The organism is Shewanella sp. 5_MG-2023, assembly GCF_030547465.1.
Taxonomy (GTDB): domain Bacteria; phylum Pseudomonadota; class Gammaproteobacteria; order Enterobacterales; family Shewanellaceae; genus Shewanella.
In genome coordinates this window covers 30,926-50,079 of sequence record NZ_JAUORC010000028.1, presented here as the reverse complement: position 1 = coordinate 50,079, position 19,154 = coordinate 30,926, and the positions used below count along the sequence as shown (strand labels likewise).

General features: G+C 41.9%; 17 protein-coding genes. 10 read left to right on the top strand and 7 right to left on the bottom strand.

Going from position 1 to position 19,154, the window contains the following annotated elements:
- Positions 1 to 27: 27 nt before the first annotated feature.
- Positions 28 to 1,689, top strand: coding sequence for a hydroxylamine reductase (gene hcp / locus Q4557_RS16085; protein WP_303413934.1), 1,662 nt, complete (start codon positions 28 to 30; stop codon positions 1,687 to 1,689).
- A gap of 102 nt (positions 1,690 to 1,791) precedes the next feature.
- Entirely contained in the window at positions 1,792 to 3,051 is a 1,260-nt protein-coding gene (locus Q4557_RS16080) for a hybrid-cluster NAD(P)-dependent oxidoreductase (protein WP_303413932.1), read from the top strand.
- A 106-nt stretch (positions 3,052 to 3,157) separates the two neighbouring features.
- Here the strand turns inward: Q4557_RS16080 and Q4557_RS16075 are convergent, their stop codons facing one another.
- Entirely contained in the window at positions 3,158 to 3,484 is a 327-nt protein-coding gene (locus Q4557_RS16075; protein ID WP_102437626.1) for a DUF2956 domain-containing protein, read from the bottom strand.
- A gap of 186 nt (positions 3,485 to 3,670) precedes the next feature.
- Between Q4557_RS16075 and Q4557_RS16070 the strand changes: the two genes are divergently transcribed.
- Complete coding sequence (locus tag Q4557_RS16070; RefSeq protein WP_102437627.1) at positions 3,671 to 3,937, top strand: YecH family protein; 267 nt, start codon at positions 3,671 to 3,673, stop codon at positions 3,935 to 3,937.
- Positions 3,938 to 4,051: 114 nt separating this feature from the next.
- Here Q4557_RS16070 and gltS read toward each other — a convergent pair whose 3' ends face one another.
- The 3 genes from gltS to Q4557_RS16055 all read right to left on the bottom strand — a co-directional run bounded on the left by gltS (position 4,052) and on the right by Q4557_RS16055 (position 7,366).
- Complete coding sequence (gene gltS / locus Q4557_RS16065; protein WP_076538815.1) at positions 4,052 to 5,275, bottom strand: sodium/glutamate symporter; 1,224 nt, start codon at positions 5,273 to 5,275, stop codon at positions 4,052 to 4,054.
- Between the two features lie 567 nt (positions 5,276 to 5,842).
- Entirely contained in the window at positions 5,843 to 6,052 is a 210-nt protein-coding gene (locus Q4557_RS16060; protein WP_076538818.1) for a molybdopterin-binding protein, read from the bottom strand.
- Positions 6,053 to 6,358: 306 nt separating this feature from the next.
- Positions 6,359 to 7,366 carry a class I SAM-dependent rRNA methyltransferase gene (locus tag Q4557_RS16055; RefSeq protein ID WP_303413927.1) on the bottom strand — a complete coding sequence of 336 codons (1,008 nt, stop codon included), beginning with the start codon at positions 7,364 to 7,366 and terminating at the stop codon, positions 6,359 to 6,361.
- Between the two features lie 430 nt (positions 7,367 to 7,796).
- Here Q4557_RS16055 and Q4557_RS16050 point away from each other — a divergent pair, with 430 nt between their 5' ends.
- The gene (locus Q4557_RS16050) at positions 7,797 to 9,755 is read left to right on the top strand and encodes a tetratricopeptide repeat-containing diguanylate cyclase (protein WP_303413925.1); all 1,959 of its coding nucleotides are present in this window, start codon (positions 7,797 to 7,799) and stop codon (positions 9,753 to 9,755) included.
- Position 9,756: 1 nt separating this feature from the next.
- Here the strand turns inward: Q4557_RS16050 and Q4557_RS16045 are convergent, their stop codons facing one another.
- The 3 genes from Q4557_RS16045 to arfB all read right to left on the bottom strand — a co-directional run bounded on the left by Q4557_RS16045 (position 9,757) and on the right by arfB (position 11,176).
- Positions 9,757 to 10,149 carry a DUF3859 domain-containing protein gene (locus Q4557_RS16045; RefSeq protein WP_102437633.1) on the bottom strand — a complete coding sequence of 131 codons (393 nt, stop codon included), beginning with the start codon at positions 10,147 to 10,149 and terminating at the stop codon, positions 9,757 to 9,759.
- 37 nt (positions 10,150 to 10,186) lie between these two features.
- Positions 10,187 to 10,630, bottom strand: a complete 444-nt coding sequence (gene aroQ / locus Q4557_RS16040) for a type II 3-dehydroquinate dehydratase (protein WP_076538836.1) — start codon at positions 10,628 to 10,630, stop codon at positions 10,187 to 10,189.
- Positions 10,631 to 10,759: 129 nt separating this feature from the next.
- Complete coding sequence (arfB, locus tag Q4557_RS16035; RefSeq protein ID WP_076538839.1) at positions 10,760 to 11,176, bottom strand: alternative ribosome rescue aminoacyl-tRNA hydrolase ArfB; 417 nt, start codon at positions 11,174 to 11,176, stop codon at positions 10,760 to 10,762.
- 172 nt (positions 11,177 to 11,348) lie between these two features.
- Between arfB and Q4557_RS16030 the strand changes: the two genes are divergently transcribed.
- From Q4557_RS16030 to Q4557_RS16005, 6 genes are all read left to right on the top strand, one after another.
- Entirely contained in the window at positions 11,349 to 11,702 is a 354-nt protein-coding gene (locus Q4557_RS16030) for an STAS/SEC14 domain-containing protein (RefSeq protein ID WP_102437635.1), read from the top strand.
- 34 nt (positions 11,703 to 11,736) lie between these two features.
- The gene (locus Q4557_RS16025) at positions 11,737 to 11,922 is read left to right on the top strand and encodes a DUF3012 domain-containing protein (protein ID WP_102476524.1); all 186 of its coding nucleotides are present in this window, start codon (positions 11,737 to 11,739) and stop codon (positions 11,920 to 11,922) included.
- 158 nt (positions 11,923 to 12,080) lie between these two features.
- Positions 12,081 to 12,491, top strand: coding sequence for a hypothetical protein (locus Q4557_RS16020; RefSeq protein WP_241903494.1), 411 nt, complete (start codon positions 12,081 to 12,083; stop codon positions 12,489 to 12,491).
- 226 nt (positions 12,492 to 12,717) lie between these two features.
- On the top strand, positions 12,718 to 14,085 hold the full coding sequence (locus Q4557_RS16015) for a TolC family protein (protein ID WP_241903495.1): 1,368 nt from the start codon (positions 12,718 to 12,720) through the stop codon (positions 14,083 to 14,085).
- Between the two features lie 162 nt (positions 14,086 to 14,247).
- Positions 14,248 to 15,597 (top strand): efflux RND transporter periplasmic adaptor subunit, encoded by a 1,350-nt coding sequence (locus Q4557_RS16010; protein WP_241903496.1) that lies wholly within the window; start codon positions 14,248 to 14,250, stop codon positions 15,595 to 15,597.
- A 13-nt stretch (positions 15,598 to 15,610) separates the two neighbouring features.
- Positions 15,611 to 18,805, top strand: coding sequence for an efflux RND transporter permease subunit (locus tag Q4557_RS16005; protein WP_303413919.1), 3,195 nt, complete (start codon positions 15,611 to 15,613; stop codon positions 18,803 to 18,805).
- Positions 18,806 to 19,154 lie beyond the last annotated feature (349 nt).

Sequence of the window (19,154 nt, the reverse complement as noted above, 5' to 3'; positions counted from 1 at the left end):
TGCATGATTAAATTCAGGAGCAAAGTGATGTTTTGTATTCAATGCGAACAAACAGTTAGAACCCCAGCAGGCAACGGTTGTAGTTATTCTCAAGGTATGTGCGGTAAGTTAGCATCTACGTCAGATCTACAAGATTTATTAATCTACATGTTGCAGGGCGTTTCTGCTTATGCGGTTAAGGCGCGTCAGTTCGATATCATCGATGCCGAGATTGATACCTTTGTTCCTAAGGCATTTTTTGCCACATTAACTAATGTGAACTTTGATGATGGACGTTTAGCTGATTACGCACATCAAGCTCAAACTTACCGTAACAAGTTAAAAGCGGCATACGAACAAGCCTGCGCTGAAAAAGGCGTTGCTGCTGAAGAAGTGATAGCTCAAGCTGAATTTAACTTAGCGGCTTCTCAGCCTGAAATGCTACTACAAGCTCCAGTTGCACTGCCAAACCGTGGTGACGATGTTAATGAAGACATCATGGGCTTACGTTTACTTTGCTTATATGGCCTTAAAGGCGCAGCAGCTTACATGGAGCATGCACGTGTACTTGAGCAAACTGATGCCGATGTGGCCGGTGAATTTCACCAAATCATGTCATTCCTTGGCGAAGACTCAGTTGATGGCGACAAGCTATTTGCTACCGCAATGGAAATCGGTCAATTAAACTATCGCGTAATGGCGATGTTAGATGCGGGTGAAACGACGGCATTTGGCCACCCTGAGCCAACTGAAGTAAACACCAAATCATTTAAAGGTAAGGCGATTTTAGTGTCAGGTCATGACATGAAAGATTTAGAACTTATCTTAGAGCAAACCGAAGGTAAGGGCATTAATGTCTATACTCACGGCGAAATGTTACCAGCATTAGCTTACCCAGCATTTAAAAAGTTCTCACATTTAGTGGGTAACTATGGCAGTGCTTGGCAGAACCAACAGCGTGAATTTGGCACTTTCCCTGGCGCTGTTGTAATGACTTCAAACTGTATTATCGACCCAAATGTCGGTGATTACTCAGACCGTATTTTCACTCGTAGCATTGTTGGCTGGCCTGGTGTTTCTCACATCGAAGGTGAAGACTTTAGCGCTGTGATTGATAAAGCGCTTGAGCTTGAAGGTTTTAGCTACGATGAAATTCCACATACCATTACTATTGGTTTTGCGCGTAATGCCTTAATGGAAGCGGCGCCAACAGTAGTTGAAAACGTTAAGAATGGTTCTATTAAGCACTTCTTCTTAATCGGCGGTTGTGACGGCGATAAATCTGAACGTAGCTACTTTACTGACTTAGCTAAATCAGTGCCTGATGACACCATTATCCTGACCTTAGGGTGTGGTAAGTACAAGTTCAACAAACTTGAGTTTGGCGATATTAATGGTATTCCACGTTTATTAGATGTGGGTCAATGTAACGATGCTTACTCTGCTATACAGTTAGCGTTAGCATTAAAAGATATTTTTGACTGTGATATCAATGAACTGCCTTTAAGCTTGGTACTGTCTTGGTTTGAGCAAAAAGCGATTGTGGTGTTACTGACACTATTATCACTGGGCGTTAAAAACATTCGTACAGGCCCAACTCCGCCAGCGTTTTTGACTGAAAACTTAGCAAAAGTGTTAGAAGACCAATTTGGTTTACGTAACACCACTGATGTTGAGTCAGATCTTAAAGCGATGATTAATGCGGCTTAAATAGTGGTTATTGGGTGATATAGGCTTAGCGCTTATATCACCTTTTTATTGTCTGTTTTTTACTTTCTACTTCTAACACATGGTTTCCCATACAGGTGCAATATGAGTTCATCAGGATTTTCATTTTCAGCAGCATTATCAGTAGCCCAATCAACTAAAGATGACAAAAAGCCAGCTGATAAGGTAAAAGCCACCCCGAGTTTCTCAATGTCGGGTGCACTTGCTGCTAAAGCAAAGACACCGGCTGAGATTACAGCCACTGCTGATAATAAAAAGACCACGAACTCCCATGAATCTCTACTCAAAGCGGATGATTGGCAACGGGGTGAAGTGCAATTGCGCTGTACTGAAAAATGGCATGAAACCCATGATGTAGTGAGCTTTCGCTTTCAAGGCTTATCACCAGTTAAGTTTAACTATAAGCCAGGACAATTTATTACTTTCAAGTTAGAGATTGATGGCGAGCTGGTATACCGCAGTTATACCATGTCATCGTCTCCATCTAGACCTTATTCTATTGTGGTGACGGTTAAACGTATTCCTGGTGGTAAGGTTTCTAACTTCTTAGCGGATAGCGTTAACGAAGGTGATGTTATTACGTTAATGGGGCCGGACGGCGCGTTTAACTTAGTGGATATAGCAGCTGAAAAGTATTTATTTTTAAGTGCAGGCAGCGGTATTACGCCAATGTATTCAATGTCTCGTTGGCTGCTCGATACCAAAGTCGGCAGTGATATTGCGTTTGTGCACAGCGCTCGAACAGATGAAGATATTATCTTTGCTGATAGCTTAGGTGCGATGGCTTATCGCAGTGCTCAATTTCAATTAAGTTACCTGCTTGAAAATGCAGATGAGCTTGTTGAAGGCGTTAATCATACTGGCAACGACAGCCGTATGTTAGGCCGTATCGATATTGAAAAGCTGCAAGCATTAGTGCCTGATTTTATGACTCGCACCATTTTTGTGTGTGGCCCAGAGCCTTACATGGTGTCAGTTAAATCCTTGATTGAAACCAGTGGTTTCGAGATGAAAAACTTCCATCAAGAAAGCTTTACTGGCGCGGTTAAATCACCCCCAAGCAGCACAAATACTGCGGCTACAACTAGCAACTTCATGCTTTCAATCAAGGATAAAAAAGTTGCATTATCGGCTGAGCAAACCTTACTTGATGGCATAGAGTCTGAAGGGCTACCGATAATCGCAGCGTGCCGAAGTGGTGTGTGCGGCGCCTGTAAGTGCCAGGTGACCTCAGGGACTACTGAATCTAGCAGTACCATGACATTAACAGCTGAAGAAATTGCCGCAGGGTATGTATTAGCGTGCTCGACTAAAATCACTTCAGATGTCAGCTTAAAAATGTAAGCTAATTTGCAGCAAGATTTAATTTAAGAACAGTCAGCTATGCTGACTGTTTTGCTTTGTGGCAAAAATAATAAATGGGGCGCCTTATCCCCTTAGCTAAGAATGATCAGTTTGCTTGCAGGACATGAGATGCAATAAATCCGACCCAACTGGCGATAAGCAACACCCAGGGTAAATATGACTTCTGAGACTGTGGCGGCTGCTGCTGTTCAACTACATCATGGTTGAGCTGGTTTTTAGCTTTAAGATTCTGTTTCCGCTGTTTATCAGCCCCACGAGCTTTGGCTTTCTGCAACTTCTTATATTCAGCTATACCTTTCTCAATACCTTGAGCGATGAGTTTGGTCTGTTCTTTGGTTTGTGAAGGTTTTTGAGTAGCCTTAGCCATTTTCATTGCTTCAGCTTGGGTTTCTTGAGAGATACTTTTTGCCATGTTGCTCTACTTCTTGATTAGATTGCTGCTTAGTTACTACTTTAACAGCCTCGTGGGCGGCTCACTATAGCCAATCAGCGTCTAGATGATAATTCAGTAGGTTAATTTTTGTTAAACCATGAGCTAACGCAATAGTGGAATAGTGATTGTGTCGTAAAATAGCTTTTTAACTGTTGAGGAATTCTAATGTCAAAATCAATTCATGGTCGTAACGTTATCAAATTGATGAAAGATCAAAATACCCCGCAGCCACAACAACAATGGCTGGCGTTGATGGCAGCAGAATTTGGTGAAAATGCAGAGTTTCATACTTGTCGTGCCAGTGATATGAGCGCCGCACAGTTAGTTGAACTGTTTATTAGCAACGGTCGTTTAACTGAAACTGAAGCTGGTTTTGTGATTAATCAATGTGGCCACTGTGCAGGTAAAGAAACCCAAGAGGCAACGGCTTAGTCGCGGATTCGGTTTTCTTTAAGACAAAAATGCCAGTCACTGACTGGCATTTTTGTATCTGTGTTTAGCTTTAACTAAGCCCTAAAGCGAGCGGTTAAACTCGCGTATTAAGCGCTAGCCCATAAAGCTTAAATAGCCTTGCAAGATAATGGCATTCACAATATCAATAAAGAATGCCCCTACAATAGGCACTACCATAAAGGCTTGTGGCGACGGACCTGTACGTGAAACTAATGCGCCCATGTTCATTACCGCAGTTGGGGTTGCGCCCATACCAAAACCACAATGACCACCAGCCATCACTGCAGCGTCATAGTTTGAGCCCATTAATCTAAAGGTAACAAAGTAGGCAAACACCGCTAAAATAGCCGCTTGAGACACTAAGATGATTAATAGCGGTACCGCTAAATCAAATATTTCCCACAGCTTTAGGTTCATCAATGCCATTGCTAAAAACAGTGACAAGGACACAGTACCTAAAATATCAACACATTCACTGTTGATTTTGTAGCCGCGACTCAACTCAGTGGCGTTGGTGATGACCACGCCAAAGAATAAGGCATAAACAAAGTCAGGCATTTTTAACCATGCAATATCCATGGAGCTAACAAATTTGCCGAACCACTTAGCCCCTGCCACACATAGCAGCAGAATGAATAGCACTTCTAAAATTTTCTTACCGGTAACGCGATCAATTTCTAATTGGTCATAGGTTACTAAGTCAGGATGATCTACGTGATGATTACCACCCACACCATATGAAGAAACAAGATTATGTTTATTGATAAGGCGCTGGGCAACTGGACCACCAATAATACCGCCCATGACTAGACCAAAGGTGGCCGCTGCCATGGCAAACTCTAAAGTATTAATACCATAGTTGTCTTGGAAGGTTTGCGCCCAAGCAGCACCCGTGCCGTGACCACCTGATAAGGTAATTGAACCAGCGATTAAGCCCATTATCGGCTCTAGCCCTAAAGCGCTGGCTAAGCTAACGCCCACCGCATTTTGAATAATGATATATAAAGATGCAATGCCTAAAAAGACAATGACCTTAGTACCGCCTTTCATTAATAGCTTATAACTTGCCGCTAACCCCACGGTACTGAAAAACATCAGCATCAAGGTATTTTGCATTGAAAGAGTAAATTCTAAACTGATTTTGTTGAAGTGTAATATGGTGATTACGCCTGCAACGATAAGTCCACCCACGATGGGTTCTGGGATATTATATTTTCTGAAAGAAGGTACGTGTCGATTAATTGTATGGCCAATGAATAGTACCAAAATTGCCACGAGGAAAGATTCAAGCTCTCCAATAGAATAAACAGTATTCATGGAACTCCTTTTGTTTTGCACTGAATGAGTTACACAATGTGATTAGATATCACAATTAGATATGCATAAATATTTTGCTTTAATTTATTAGTTATATTGATTATAGAGGAACTTAGCGGTAAATATCATGGGGATTGCCTTAAAAGGCCAAGTGTCGTTCATTTGTTGAGCTGATTTAACAAGTTATTAAAAGCTAAACCCTTGATGTTAATTGCAAAGGTGGTTTTGTTAGCTTAATTGCACTGCTTATGTTGTGAATTTGCAGGTGGAGAATCTGAGTTTTGAGGAATAAAAAGTCACTTTAGTGACTGTATCTGGCTCTGTTTAAGATAAATAATTGCCGCTAGACTCAATCAAAGCAGATTACATAGTATGTTTTATGGTGTGTGCTATTTATTCTAAAACTGAAAAATTGCTCATTGGAGTGGTTTGCCGATGCTGATGTTTATAGATATATGAGCGAAATAAAAGGAAGTTCATTTCGCTCATATAGCGCTGGCTAGAGCGGGCGAATAGGTACTTTTATGTACTTTAAATAAACCTGTAACAGCCAAATGCTAAAGGGTATTAATCAACAGCAACCATGACATTACTGGCTTTAATAATCGCGTAAGCATTGCCGCCCACGGTTAAGCCAAGTTGCTGACAAGACTTTTTAGTGACTACTGATGTGATCTCAACTCCTGGTGCAAGTTCAATGACCACTTCATTGTTTACAGAACCCTCTTCGATTGAGGTGATTTTACCAACCAGTGAATTACGAGCGCTGATTTTCATAATATTTAAATTTCCTATTAATGAGTCAATATGCTGATATTAATTATAAAAATAAGGTATTTATAATTTTTAAAGCGAAATGTATGGCTCGTTCCACTGTGCGTAAAAATGAACCATGAGCCTAAGTTTAATTGATAAATTCAATTTTGCTTGTTCAGAGGTTAACTTTTGCGAGGGATAAGTGCTAAAAAATTAGTAAAACCTAATGGGTTAATTGATGGGCGTTATGAATAGAAAATAATGGCCTATAAAGTAAAAAGCCAGCTTGTATCTATGATGCAAGCTGGCTTTTTTTATCATTAAGAATCAATCAATCGTTAGTGCGACAATCTTAAGGGGATGGTTGTCATCAAAAGAAGGGAAGTCTTCATGGCAATTTAACCATTCAATTGAGCTGACACTGCGGTCTTGTTTTTCAACACAGCGCACTAAGCTGTTGAGCCAGGCTTGTCGTTCCACTTTGGCGACATTGTTACAGCACACTATGGTGCCACCACTTTTTGTTGTTAGCATTGCAGGCTTAAATAAACCTTGGTAATCATTAATCAGATCAACGGTGCCAAATGGGCTTTTTGCAAAACGTGGGGGGTCCAGAAAGACTAAATCAAATTGAGTCGCGGCTAGCTTGGGATATTTAGGTAATTTTTGCCCGCGGCGGCCACCGACCTTAAGACCAGCTAATTGACGCAGCGCAGGAAAAGCATCGCTTTGAATAAACTCACAAGTATCTGCTACCTCATTGAGCTCAGCATTCTTTTGGCCTGCAGCCAAAGCAAATGATGAGAAATCCACATTAACTGCCCGAGTTGCACCGCCCATGGCTGCTGCAGTGCCAATACCGCAAGTGTATGAAAATAGGTTTAGCACGGTTTTGCCTTGGCTATTGGCTCTTACATATTCTCTACCGATACGCATATCGAGAAACAATAACGGGTCTTGGCCTTCATGGCGTAATTTTGAGGTGAACTTGATGCCATTTTCTTGGATAACTTGCTCTGAACAGGCAAAGTCATTGAAGTCATCAGCAAGATTATTTTCAATGCGTGAATTACGTTTAGCACGGTCATTGTAGATAATAGGTAACTCAATATGTGCGTTAAGGACTTCAGTTATTTGCGCAAGCTGTTGCTCAGTTAAGGTCTGATGGAATGTTTGAATGAGCCATGCATTACCATAACGGTCAATATTAAGACCATTTTCGCCTTCAACTGTGCCATGAAATACCCGAAAACAATCGGTTTGTTGAAGCGCTGCTTGTTTAAAAAATTCAGCGCGTTGATTAATGGCGTGAGTAAGAGAAGACTGCAATGACATAATTGTGCTCGTTAGCATTAAAAAGGCAAAAAGGGATTATATCAAGCTTCGAGTTACTTGTCGGTATGTGTTACCGCTTCTGAAGGAGGATTTATATGCCCTCTGTAACAAGCACTGAAATCAAGCTCTCATATTTATTTTTAAAAGTAACAAATTGTAGCCTTAGCCATATTTTTCATCGAAAATATCCACACTCTTTAACGAAATCTGTTACCTTTTTACATCCTGTAAATATCTGAAAATAATCGAAATAGTTTTTTATATTGTAATTGTCGAGCGAAATAGCAGATGACTCTAAGTTGGGGTTGTAAGACCATTTATGCTCCGTCAACTCAAGAGTATGCCGTAGCGGTTCTCTGCTTTAGTTATTCCAAGTATTCGCTATTTGATTAATTTTTCGATTTAGTTAGTTGTAAACGACGAGGTTCACTTGAATCACCTGCTGCGCCATTCACTATTACCCGTATTATTGCTTTTTTTTTGCGGTATTTTTTCGACCGCAGCAACTGCAGCAAAGCCGCCAGTTTTCGATTTATTAGATGAGATTGCCTGCATTGAACACGGGCCGCAATTAACGGCGTTATATCTTGGGGCTGATAAAGACCCTGAAGGCACCTTAACGGCTTTAGAGCAACTAAAATCCCAAGGTGTTATCGATGGTAATGACTATTTTAAAACCATTTATTATCTGATCCTTTATAACGTTCAATTTGTACTGTCTGATGTTGAGGCGGCAGAAAAAACCACTAAAACCTTATATCAATTTGGCCTAGATAGCGGCCAAGACTGGATTGTGGCCGAAGGCCTAACCATTAAAGGCACCTTGGCGGCGAGAAAAAGTGAAGGTAAAAAAGCGCTGCGACTGATAGAGCAAGCGATCAGCTTAGCCGAACAACTGCATTATGACCGCTTACTGGCTCGTGCACTTAATATACGAGGCATAATTCACTCACGTAGTTTAGCTTATGAATTAGCGATTGAGGATTATCAAAGAGCGATTAAACTGGCTGAAACCACCAATAATAGCGATTTTGTATTTAAGTTATATTCAAATATATCAGTGCTTTATTCTATGGTTGAAGATTGGCCTAGCGCGATTGAATACAATAAAAAAGCCACTGAGTTATATCTTAAAAGTGATAATGTCAGCTTTGAGTATTTAGTGATTCTATACAGTAATGCTAGTAACAATATGCTAGAAATTAATGATATAGAAGCGGCGACCCAATACAGTGAAAAAAGCATTGCCGTGGCACGGGAGTCCAATAATAACCAGCTTATTGTCAATGCGCTAATGACCCAGACCCACTTATTAATTAGTCAGCAACTCTTTGCTGAGGCTGAGCCAGTGGCAATGGAATGTGTTGAGCTCGCGAAGCAAGTGCATGATCAATTACCTTATAACGAATGCTTAATGGGTCTCGGCGAGGTCAGTTTATTTAAGGGTGATAGCGCCACTGCTGGTGATTATGCCAACAATGCCATGGCCGGGCTTAAGGCCATTGATAACCAGGACTCACTATTAAAGTCCTATGAATTATTGGCGCGAGTCTATCAAGCACAGCAGCGATACCCTGAGGCCATTGAGCAATTAACCACTTATTATGAAGGCACCCAAAAGCTGCTTTTCAATCAGCGTGAAGAACAGTTATTTGCCTTAAAAGCCTTGTATGAAGGCCAGCTTCAAGATGAAAAAATTGCCTTATTAACCGCAGAAAATGAACTGAAGGCCGCCACACTTGATAAAAAAGAGCTACAAGAAAGAATATGGTTGTTAGCTTTGGCTATTTTAGCTATTGGCTTAGTGTTATTAATTAGACGTTACTTTTTAAGTGAAAAGAACATCGATAGCCTGCGAACATCAAATAAAAGTTTGTATAAAGCTTCAAATAACGATCAACTCACAGGACTACACAACCGCCGCTATATCGAGCACTTTATTCATCATGAGCTAACCGCATTTCCGAATGCTTATTATTGTATGTTGATGATTGACTGCGATAACTTTAAAAAAGTGAACGATAATTATGGTCATGATACTGGGGATATCGTGCTCACAGAAATTGCCAAGCGTTTATCGAACAGCATTCGTAAAGGGGATGTATTAGTACGATGGGGCGGTGAAGAGTTTATTATATTATTGCAAGTTGACGAAGCCGACCCCACCTCTCTGGATGAAGTGTTAAGTCGTTTTAATCAGGCGATTAGCACAGAGGCTATTACAACCCCAACAGGCGATTTAATGGTGACAGTATCGATAGGAGCAAGCCAGCCGACTACTGCTAAAAGGCTAGTAGAAGAGTGGGATTCAATCCTCAAACTTGCTGATACGGCTTTATATCAAGCAAAAGATGCTGGACGCAATTGCGCGGTTATTGCAGATAAATAGCTTATTCAGGTAAATGTACTTTAAAGGTTTTATCGGCGATAACTTTGCCGTTTAGCTCTAGGGTCATGCGCCAGTTGCCGACTTTGTTGTCAATTGGCGCCCAAATACAGTCTCCAAGGTAAAACTTCCAATCGTTTTCTTTGATGTACACTTCACCATCGAAAGGCGCTTGAATATTGCCTTCTGCATCGGGAATATCGGGGTGATAAATACAGTAACCTAACACTTGATTTTTGGCTTTGCGAATACGGGTGACAAAGCCAAATTCAATGTCTATTTCAGCAGGCACATGTACGGTGGCTTTTAAAAATCTTGGCAGTTCATCACTATCAGAATCCCATTGACTGAAAATCCCCGCTTGAATAATACTGACATCTGCTTTTAATTTACTCATATCTTGTAGATCTCTATAGCTAACGCTAGTCCTTTCTTTAATCCTTGCTCAGCTGGCTAATAGCGGCTTGCATTGCAAACTCATAGCCCTGAATGCCTAAGCCGCAAATTACCCCGACCGCTTTATCTGATAAATAAGAATGATGTCTAAAAGGCTCGCGAGCATGAACATTTGAAATATGGACTTCAATAAACGGAATATTCACCCCAAGCAGTGCATCGCGCAGGGCGACACTGGTGTGGGTAAAGGCGGCAGGATTGATCACAATAAACTTGGCATCAGTGGCATGAATCGCATTGATAAGTGCATGTTCGGCATTAGACTGGATATGATCAAAGTCTAATTCGGCACCATGGGCTTGAGACTGACACTTTGCCACAATGGTGTCTAAGTTATCGCTGCCATAAAGGCCTGGCTCACGACGGCCTAATAAATTTAAATTAGGGCCATTAACTAGTAAAATCTTGGCTTTGGGCGTCATGCACTTTCCTTAAAATTGCTACTGATGAGTATTGATAATACCGAATAAGGTTAATTTATCATGTAATTATTGCCATAAGTGGATAAATTTTCATGGCTGTATTAAGGCGAGTTTGAAAACGATTGCAGCTTAATAATCAGATTTGTTTTTTCGTAGCGCTTTCGTAGCGCCGCGTTGCTTTTTGGCATCGACTCTGCGGCGTTGACTGCCTTTAGTCGCTTTGGTGGCAATACGTTTTTTTTGCACTATACCGACACTTTTTACTAGCTCAATAAACTGCTCTAATGCCAGCTGACGATTAAAATCTTGGCTGCGGCTTTGTTGGCATTTTATGATCACTTTACCGCTCTTAGTAATGCGATGATCGGCTTTGGCTAATAGCTTTTGCTGATAAAACTCAGGTAGCGATGACTGACGTATGTCAAAAATAATCTGCGCTGCAGTGGAAACTTTATTAATGTGCTGCCCACCAGCGCCGCTTGAACGGATAAATTGCCATTCAATTTCATTATCTTCGATGCTGACGCTGTTGGTTATCTTGATCATTATATGATTCTACTTTTTACCATTTACTTGGGTCTATTTAAGGGGGCTGATTCGAGTTTATTGTTTGTTACCACTTGAGTTTAACAAACTTTTGTTTAGTACTGCGGATAAGATTTGTTACTATCAATAATTATCTAGAAACTAGGCCACATTGACCGTTTGGAGTTGCTTTATGTTGTGCCAAATCCCCGATATCGCTAAAGGCGTTATTAGCTTATTCGTTAGTGGGCGTTTATCTACCCAAGACTATCGCACTCAACTACAACCTTTAATCACAGACTATCGCGAGCAAACTGGTAAGGTTTTCTTATACATAGAGGCGGACGTGTTACTTGAAGGTTGGGATGTCAGCTCCTTGTCTGGGGGCGATAAAGTGCAATTACCCCATTTTGATGCATTAGTGTTTGTCGGTGGCCCTGACTGGGTAGGCAATGCGGTTAATTTACTGGGTCCTTTCATGCAAGGTGAGGTGGCTTGGTTTCCATTAGAGCAAAAACAGCAAGCCATAGCCTGGCTACAACAATAATTTATTTGATTAACCATTCAGGGAATTAGAAAGTATGTCATTAACTCAATCATCTTCAAAAATAGCGGCAGTATTAAGCGCAGGTTTATTAATTATCGGTCTAAGTGCCTGTTCACCAGAAGTAGGCAGTGAGGCGTGGTGTAAGCAAATGAAAGAAAAACCTAGCGGTGATTGGACTGCTAATGAAGCGGCTGATTATGCGAAGCATTGTGTATTTTAATTGATTTTTTAGCATGATAATTTGTGATCTAAGTATTGCTTGATGAATTTAATGGTCGCGAGTGGTGAACTTTCAGTTACACTCGCAGTCATATTTACCGATTCAGTTACACAACTTAATCGCTAAGATTTAATCACTCAGAACCACTAAGGTACGCTTTGCACTCATTGGTCGTTATTCAAAAATATGCCAAGTATATGATCGCCGTTATGTTACTGCAGTTTTTCAGTACTAACTTTGGCGGGCATCAACTGCATCTTGGAGAAAGCGAACAAGAAGACGTAAATCATTCACATTTGGTTTTTTCTGCCCCAGTAGATATTTGTGATAAGAATGATGTTGATAGTTTATTTGCCGTAGCAGACCATCAACATGCGACCAATGATAATACTCAAAACCAAAGCTATGAGCTTTGTTTAGATTGTCAGTGTCACGGTGGTTCAGCCACTGCCATTGGCATTGTGGCTAATCTGCTGCCAAGTATTCCCTTTTCTGAATCACCAAAAACCTTCATTGAAGATTACTTACCGCCTGAATCTCGTCTAAGTTACCGCCCCCCTATCGCATAAATCCTTTTTGATTTTTATGTGATTAATATTATTTCTCACCATTATCTAATTTGTATCAATTCAGCTCAGTAGTGCCATCTAGTCTTTATTGGCTAAATGAGAAACTGTGTATGTGTCTGTCGCTTTTAGCAGTACTAACACACTGAACTTAGATAATTTTTTTACTGAAAAATATTAATCGTAAATTTGACAATAGCGTTTCAGTTAATACTGAAATCTAGGATTTATGATGAGAAAAACCCTCATTGCGACTGCAATTGCGATACCGCTATTTGCAGCTAACGCGCATAGTTCGACACCTGATGTCGACAAAAATATTGGCTCTAATGGGAGTCTCGCGGCACTAACGCAATCACAAACAGCAGTTCATTCAAGTGTGAATGTGTGGCTCCCCGAGTTAATGACGCAATTTGAGCAACTGCCTGAGGTGAGAGCCCAGAAAGTGTTGATGAAGCAAACTAAGCTGGCGTTAACTTCGGCAGATAATGCCATTTATAATCCAGAGCTTGGCTTGGATTATCAAAACGCCCCCGGTGATGACACTTACTCAATCGCAGTGAGTCAAACCATTGATTGGAGTGATAAACGCGGTGAAGCGGTTCGAGTGGCACAGTTAGAATCTGAAATGGTGCTAGCGTCAATTGAACTTAACCGCAGTCAGTTATTATCGCAGCAGTTACTGGCATTGGCTAACCTACAACAGAATCAGAAATTGTTGGCATTTAATCAGCAGCAATTTGATTCAGCCCAAAGGCAATTAGCGCTTGCTAAACAGCGTGCTGAAGTGGGCGATATCTCAATGGTTGAGCTGCAACTGATGCAATTGGATGTGGCCAATAATGCTGCTGACTTAGCGATTGCAGAGCAAGAAATGCTCAACGCAGAAACTGCCGTTTATGGCCTATTAGGGCCAATATTATTTTCAAACCCATCTCAATCTGCTGAAGTCATGACCCATAATTTACTGAATATTGACTACCTTGCCTTAGCTAAAATTCCGAGTTTTCAATCGGTATCGCCGCAATTGCCAGCATTAAAAAGTGCTTATCAACAAGTGATGCTCACCAAGCTGACAGTAAACCAAATGAAAGCTGATCTCGCTGAAGACCCAAGCATTAGCTTAAGTGCTGAGCGCGAAGGCAGTGACAATAAGTTTGCTGTTGGTGTCTCAATTCCATTGCAAATTCGCAATAACTACAGTGATGCAATCGCCACCGCCAGCGAAGATATTAGCATCGCAGAGCAAGCTTATTTAGTGGAAGAGCGACTCATGCAGCAGCAATGGATGCAATTTAATCGAGCGGTGCCGCGGTTGTTACAACGATATCAGCAGTGGGAGGATTTGGTGCAAAAATCAGGTCAGGCTGCATCCTCTGCTTTATCGACGCAATGGCGTAGTGGCGATATTGCCACCAGCGACTATTTGCAAAGTCAGCAGCAAATGAGCAGTAGCTACATTGCCGGCTTAAGGCTGGAGGCAAGCTTGTATGAAAATTGGCTTGCTTGGATGGGCAATAGTGGTCAGCTTGAGCAAATATTGCGTGAGCAATTGACCTCAAGGGATATGACCCAATCACTAAAAATAGCCAATTAAACCCACTATATTAGTTACTGAATATTAAGCATTCTTATGTTGTTGATTGACGTTTATGAACCGATAAACAGTCGCAAATGAACGCTATCGCAAAGCGTTATCAATAACCGCTTTTATATCAGTAAACCCCCGCAATAACTGCGGGACACATAGGTAATAAAGATGAAAAATATGCAACTAAATCCTTCTACACAGGCGATTTATCAATTTAAATCGGATGACATAAGTGCGACCTACTCAAACCGTCTCAAAGGTGGTTTTTTAAGAAGTATTAGCTTTGGGTTATTGATGGCTGTGACTGTTGGTATGGCTGTTGGTATGAGCGGATGTGTTTACGCTAATACGGATGCTGCACAGGCAAATATCCACAGCAGTGAAGAGCATGCTGCAGAAGCTCATGTGACAGAAGAGCAGGCTCCTGAAAATAATGAACCCCAAGATGAAAAAGGCGTAACTGAGACAGCTGCAGCTCTAGTCGAAAAAAGTAATGACACAGTCGATGATCACAGTGATGAAGCGCTGGTATTAAGCGAACAGCAACAACAACTTGCTGGTATTAATGTTGTCAGCCTCAGTGCTGGCACGTTTAATTTAGATGACGTTGCTACTGCCACATTGATTGTCGATCGCGATCGCACCATGACCATAGCGCCGCAATTAGATGTCAGAGTATTAAAGCGCCACGTCGTACCGGGGCAAGAAGTGACTCTAGGACAAGTACTGTTGACCTTAGGGGGGGTCGCAGTTGCGCAAGCTCAGGCTGATTATATTACAGCGGCCGCTGAGTTGAGCCGAGTAAATCGCATGAATAAGAATACCGTAACGGCCAGTCGGCGCTTACTGGCTCAAGTTCAAGCCGAGTTAACCCGAGCAAACCTTGAAGCAATTAAAATGTCGCCTGAACAGATAGTGGCGTTAACTTCAAAGCCGAGTGAAATAGGTAGTTTCAAATTACTGGCACCCATTAGTGGCCGTGTTCAACAAGATGTCGCCATGTTAGGGCAAGTATCTGCAGGCGGTGCGCCATTAATGCAGTTAACTGATGAGTCGCACTTATGGGTTGAAGCGCAACTGTCAGCTATACAAGCTGATGGTATTGAATCTGGCGATAAAGCCATGGTAAAGGTGGGCAAGGTCTCGATTGAAGGCACGATTATTGGTCGTTCGCATGAACTCAACCCGATTACACGTACCGAGCAAGTGCTTGTCAGTATCAATAATACTGAGTACGGCTTGCATGCAGGGCAATTTGCCGAATTATATTTACCTAATGCGCTTAATGGCGGTGTGGTGTTACCCGACGCAGCACTAACTCGCGGCGGTGATGGAGATTGGCAGGTGTTTATTCAAGTTGAGGATGGCTTTGAAGCGGTAGAAGTTGAAGTCGTTGAACGTCAACGTGGCATGAACATGGTTACCGGACTGGCACCAAACAGTCAGGTAGTGATTAGCGGTGCTTTCCTGTTGGCATCTGAATTGGCGAAAGCCGGTTTTGATATCCACAACCACTAGGAAGGAATAAGCCATGTTAGCTAAATTAATAGAGTCTGCCATCCGTAACCGATTGCTTGTCGGCTTAGCCTTGCTATGTATCGCTGTAGCCAGTGCGTTTATGTTACCCAAACTCAATCTCGATGCTTTTCCGGATGTCACCAATGTACAAGTCACTGTCAATACCGCGGCTGAAGGTTTGGCGGCAGAAGAAGTTGAAAAACTGATCAGTTACCCGGTTGAATCGGCAATGTATGCCTTGCCTGCAGTGACTGAAGTGAGGTCATTATCTCGCACCGGTTTGTCGATAGTGACAGTGGTATTTGCTGAAGGCACCGATATTTACTTTGCTCGTCAGCAAGTGTTTGAACAACTGCAAGCTGCCCGTGAAATGATCCCAGACGGCGTCGGGGTGCCAGAAATTGGCCCTAATACGTCAGGGCTAGGGCAGATATATCAATATATTTTGCGTGCAACACCAGAGTCAGGTGTCGACGCTGCAGAGCTTCGTAGTCTTAATGATTACTTAGTCAAATTGATCATGATGCCAGTGAGTGGTGTCACTGAAGTGTTATCTTTTGGCGGTGATGTTCGTCAATATCAAGTACAAATTGATCCCAATAAATTGCTCAGTTATGGCCTGACAATGCAGCAAGTCACCGATGCATTAGAAAGCAATAACCGTAATGCGGGCGGCTGGTTTATGGATCAAGGTCAGGAACAGCTAGTTGTTCGTGGCTACGGTTTATTGCCTGCTGGTGATGCAGGGCTTAAAGCCATTGGCCAAATTTCATTAACCGAAGTCAGCGGCACGCCTGTACGGGTAGCAGATATTGCGACAGTGGCTTATGGCAGTGAAATTCGTGTTGGCGCCGTGACTATGACTAGAAAGCAAGATGATAAAGTCGAAGTCTTGGGTGAAGTGGTCGCGGGTGTCGTACTTAAGCGCATGGGCGCAAATACTAAAGCGACCATTGATGATATCAGTGACAGAGTGGCCTTAATTGAACAATCGCTACCGGAAGGCGTATCGTTTGAGGTGTTTTACGATCAATCTGATCTGGTTAAACAAGCAGTGACGACCGTGGTGAATGCTTTATTAATGGCATTTTTCTTTATTGTCATCATCTTAGCGTTATTTCTAGTCAACATCAGAGCGACCTTACTGGTATTACTGTCTATCCCGATCTCTATTGGTATGGCACTACTTATCATGTCGTATTACGGCATGTCTGCTAACTTGATGTCTTTGGGCGGTTTAGCTGTTGCCATCGGGATGTTAGTTGATGGCTCAGTGGTGATGGTTGAGAATATTTTCAAGCATTTAACCAGAAAGGAAGGCACCTTAGCGGATGGATCAAATACTGATTCCAAAACGACTGACTTAACATCTACCGTTGCCAAAGTGATGAAAGCAGCTAAAGAAGTATGTAGCCCAATCTTCTTTGCTACTGCGATTATCATTGTGGTATTTGCTCCGTTATTTGCACTTGAGGGGGTAGAAGGTAAATTATTCCAGCCAATGGCGGTAAGTATCATTCTGGCGATGATTTCAGCCTTGTTAGTGGCATTAATAGCCGTACCCGCGATGGCGGTATATCTATTTAATCGTGGCGTTACCATCAAAAAAAGCGTGGTTTTAGCGCCGATTGAAGCAGGTTACCGTAAATTACTCGCATCAATCATGAATCGTCCAGTGACAGTGATGGGCACCGCCGTGGTGTTGTTTATTGCCAGCATGATGTTAGTGCCACGTTTAGGCACAGAGTTTGTCCCTGAACTTGAAGAAGGCACCATCAACTTACGTGTCACGCTTGCGCCAACGGCAAGTCTAGGGACATCGCTCGACATTGCTCCTAAAATTGAAGCCATGCTAATGGACTTTCCTGAGGTGGAATATGCGCTAAGTCGTATTGGCGCACCTGAGCTAGGCGGCGATCCTGAACCAGTGAGTAACATTGAAATATACATTGGCTTAAAGCCCGTCAGTGAATGGCAAAGCGCCAGCGATCGCTTTGAGCTACAACATTTGATGGAAGAAAAGCTGAGTATCTTCCCTGGATTATTGTTTACTTTCTCACAGCCTATTGCCACCCGCGTTGATGAATTATTGTCAGGGGTTAAAGCGCAATTAGCCATTAAGATTTTTGGTCCAGATTTAGATGTGCTATCTGAAAAAGGTCAACAACTTACTGAGCTTGTCAGTGCTATTCCTGGCGCTGTAGATGTATCACTTGAGCAAGTCAGTGGTGAAGCGCAATTGGTTATTAGGCCACTTCGCGATCAACTGGCTCGATATGGGTTAAGTGTCGATCAAGTGATGAACCTTGTTAGCCAAGGTATTGGTGGTGTGAGTGCTGGCCAAGTGATTGATGGTAATGCACGCTACGATATTAACGTACGTTTAGCGAAAGAGTACCGTAGCTCACCTGATGTATTAGGTAATTTGATCATGATGGGCGTAAATGGCACCCAAGTGAGATTAGGGGAAGTGGCTGAAGTGGGCGTTGAAATGGCGCCACCGAATATTCGCCGTGATGATGTGCAAAGACGTGTTGTGGTACAAGCAAACGTTTCGGGTCGTGATATGGGTTCAGTGGTTAATGATATCTATGCCATTGTGCCGCAAGCTGAATTGCCTGCAGGCTATACCGTTGTCGTTGGCGGTCAATATGAAAACCAACAACGCGCGCAACAAAAATTGATGTTAGTGGTGCCAATATCAATTGGCCTAATTGCCTTGTTATTGTTTTTCTCCTTTGGCTCGATCAAACAAGTCGCCTTGATTATGGCTAATGTGCCGTTAGCCTTGATTGGTGGTGTAGTAGCGCTTTATGTCACGGGCACTTATCTGTCTGTGCCTAGCTCTATCGGGTTTATCACCTTATTCGGCGTTGCGGTGCTAAACGGGGTGGTGCTGGTGGATTCGATTAACCAACGCCGGTTAACTGTTGAAGCTACTGACGGTGATGAAAGTCTATTTGATAGCGTCTATGAGGGCACTGTTGGTAGATTACGTCCGGTATTAATGACCGCGCTAACCTCTGCTTTAGGCTTAATTCCCATCTTGATCTCATCAGGTGTCGGCAGTGAAATTCAGCAACCCTTAGCGATAGTGATTATCGGCGGACTGTTTAGTTCAACCGCACTGACGCTGCTGGTACTGCCGACTATGTATCAGTGGCTGTATCGAGAGGAAAACGTCACTAAACCGAAGAATGAGTCATGAAGTAATTTAATAAAGGTTAACTAAGCTAAGCCCAATCCTATAATTGGGCTTAGTAGCTATGGCCTATGTGTATTTTCAATATGTGTCACTACATGAAATAAAGACGATATAAGCAGGTCTGAAACGATTTTGTATGAGTGTATTTTAAAATATTTTTGATAAACTCTACTATTAATATTTTTAATATAATTTAATTTGTATAAATTATATTACCAAGTATTTATCGATTGACAATGCACTAAATAATATTATCAAATTTATTGACTATTGATATCTGGTAATAAACCGATTACTAATAAATCAACCTCTAATAAGTTGCCTTTTAATAAATTATGACATGTATTAGATA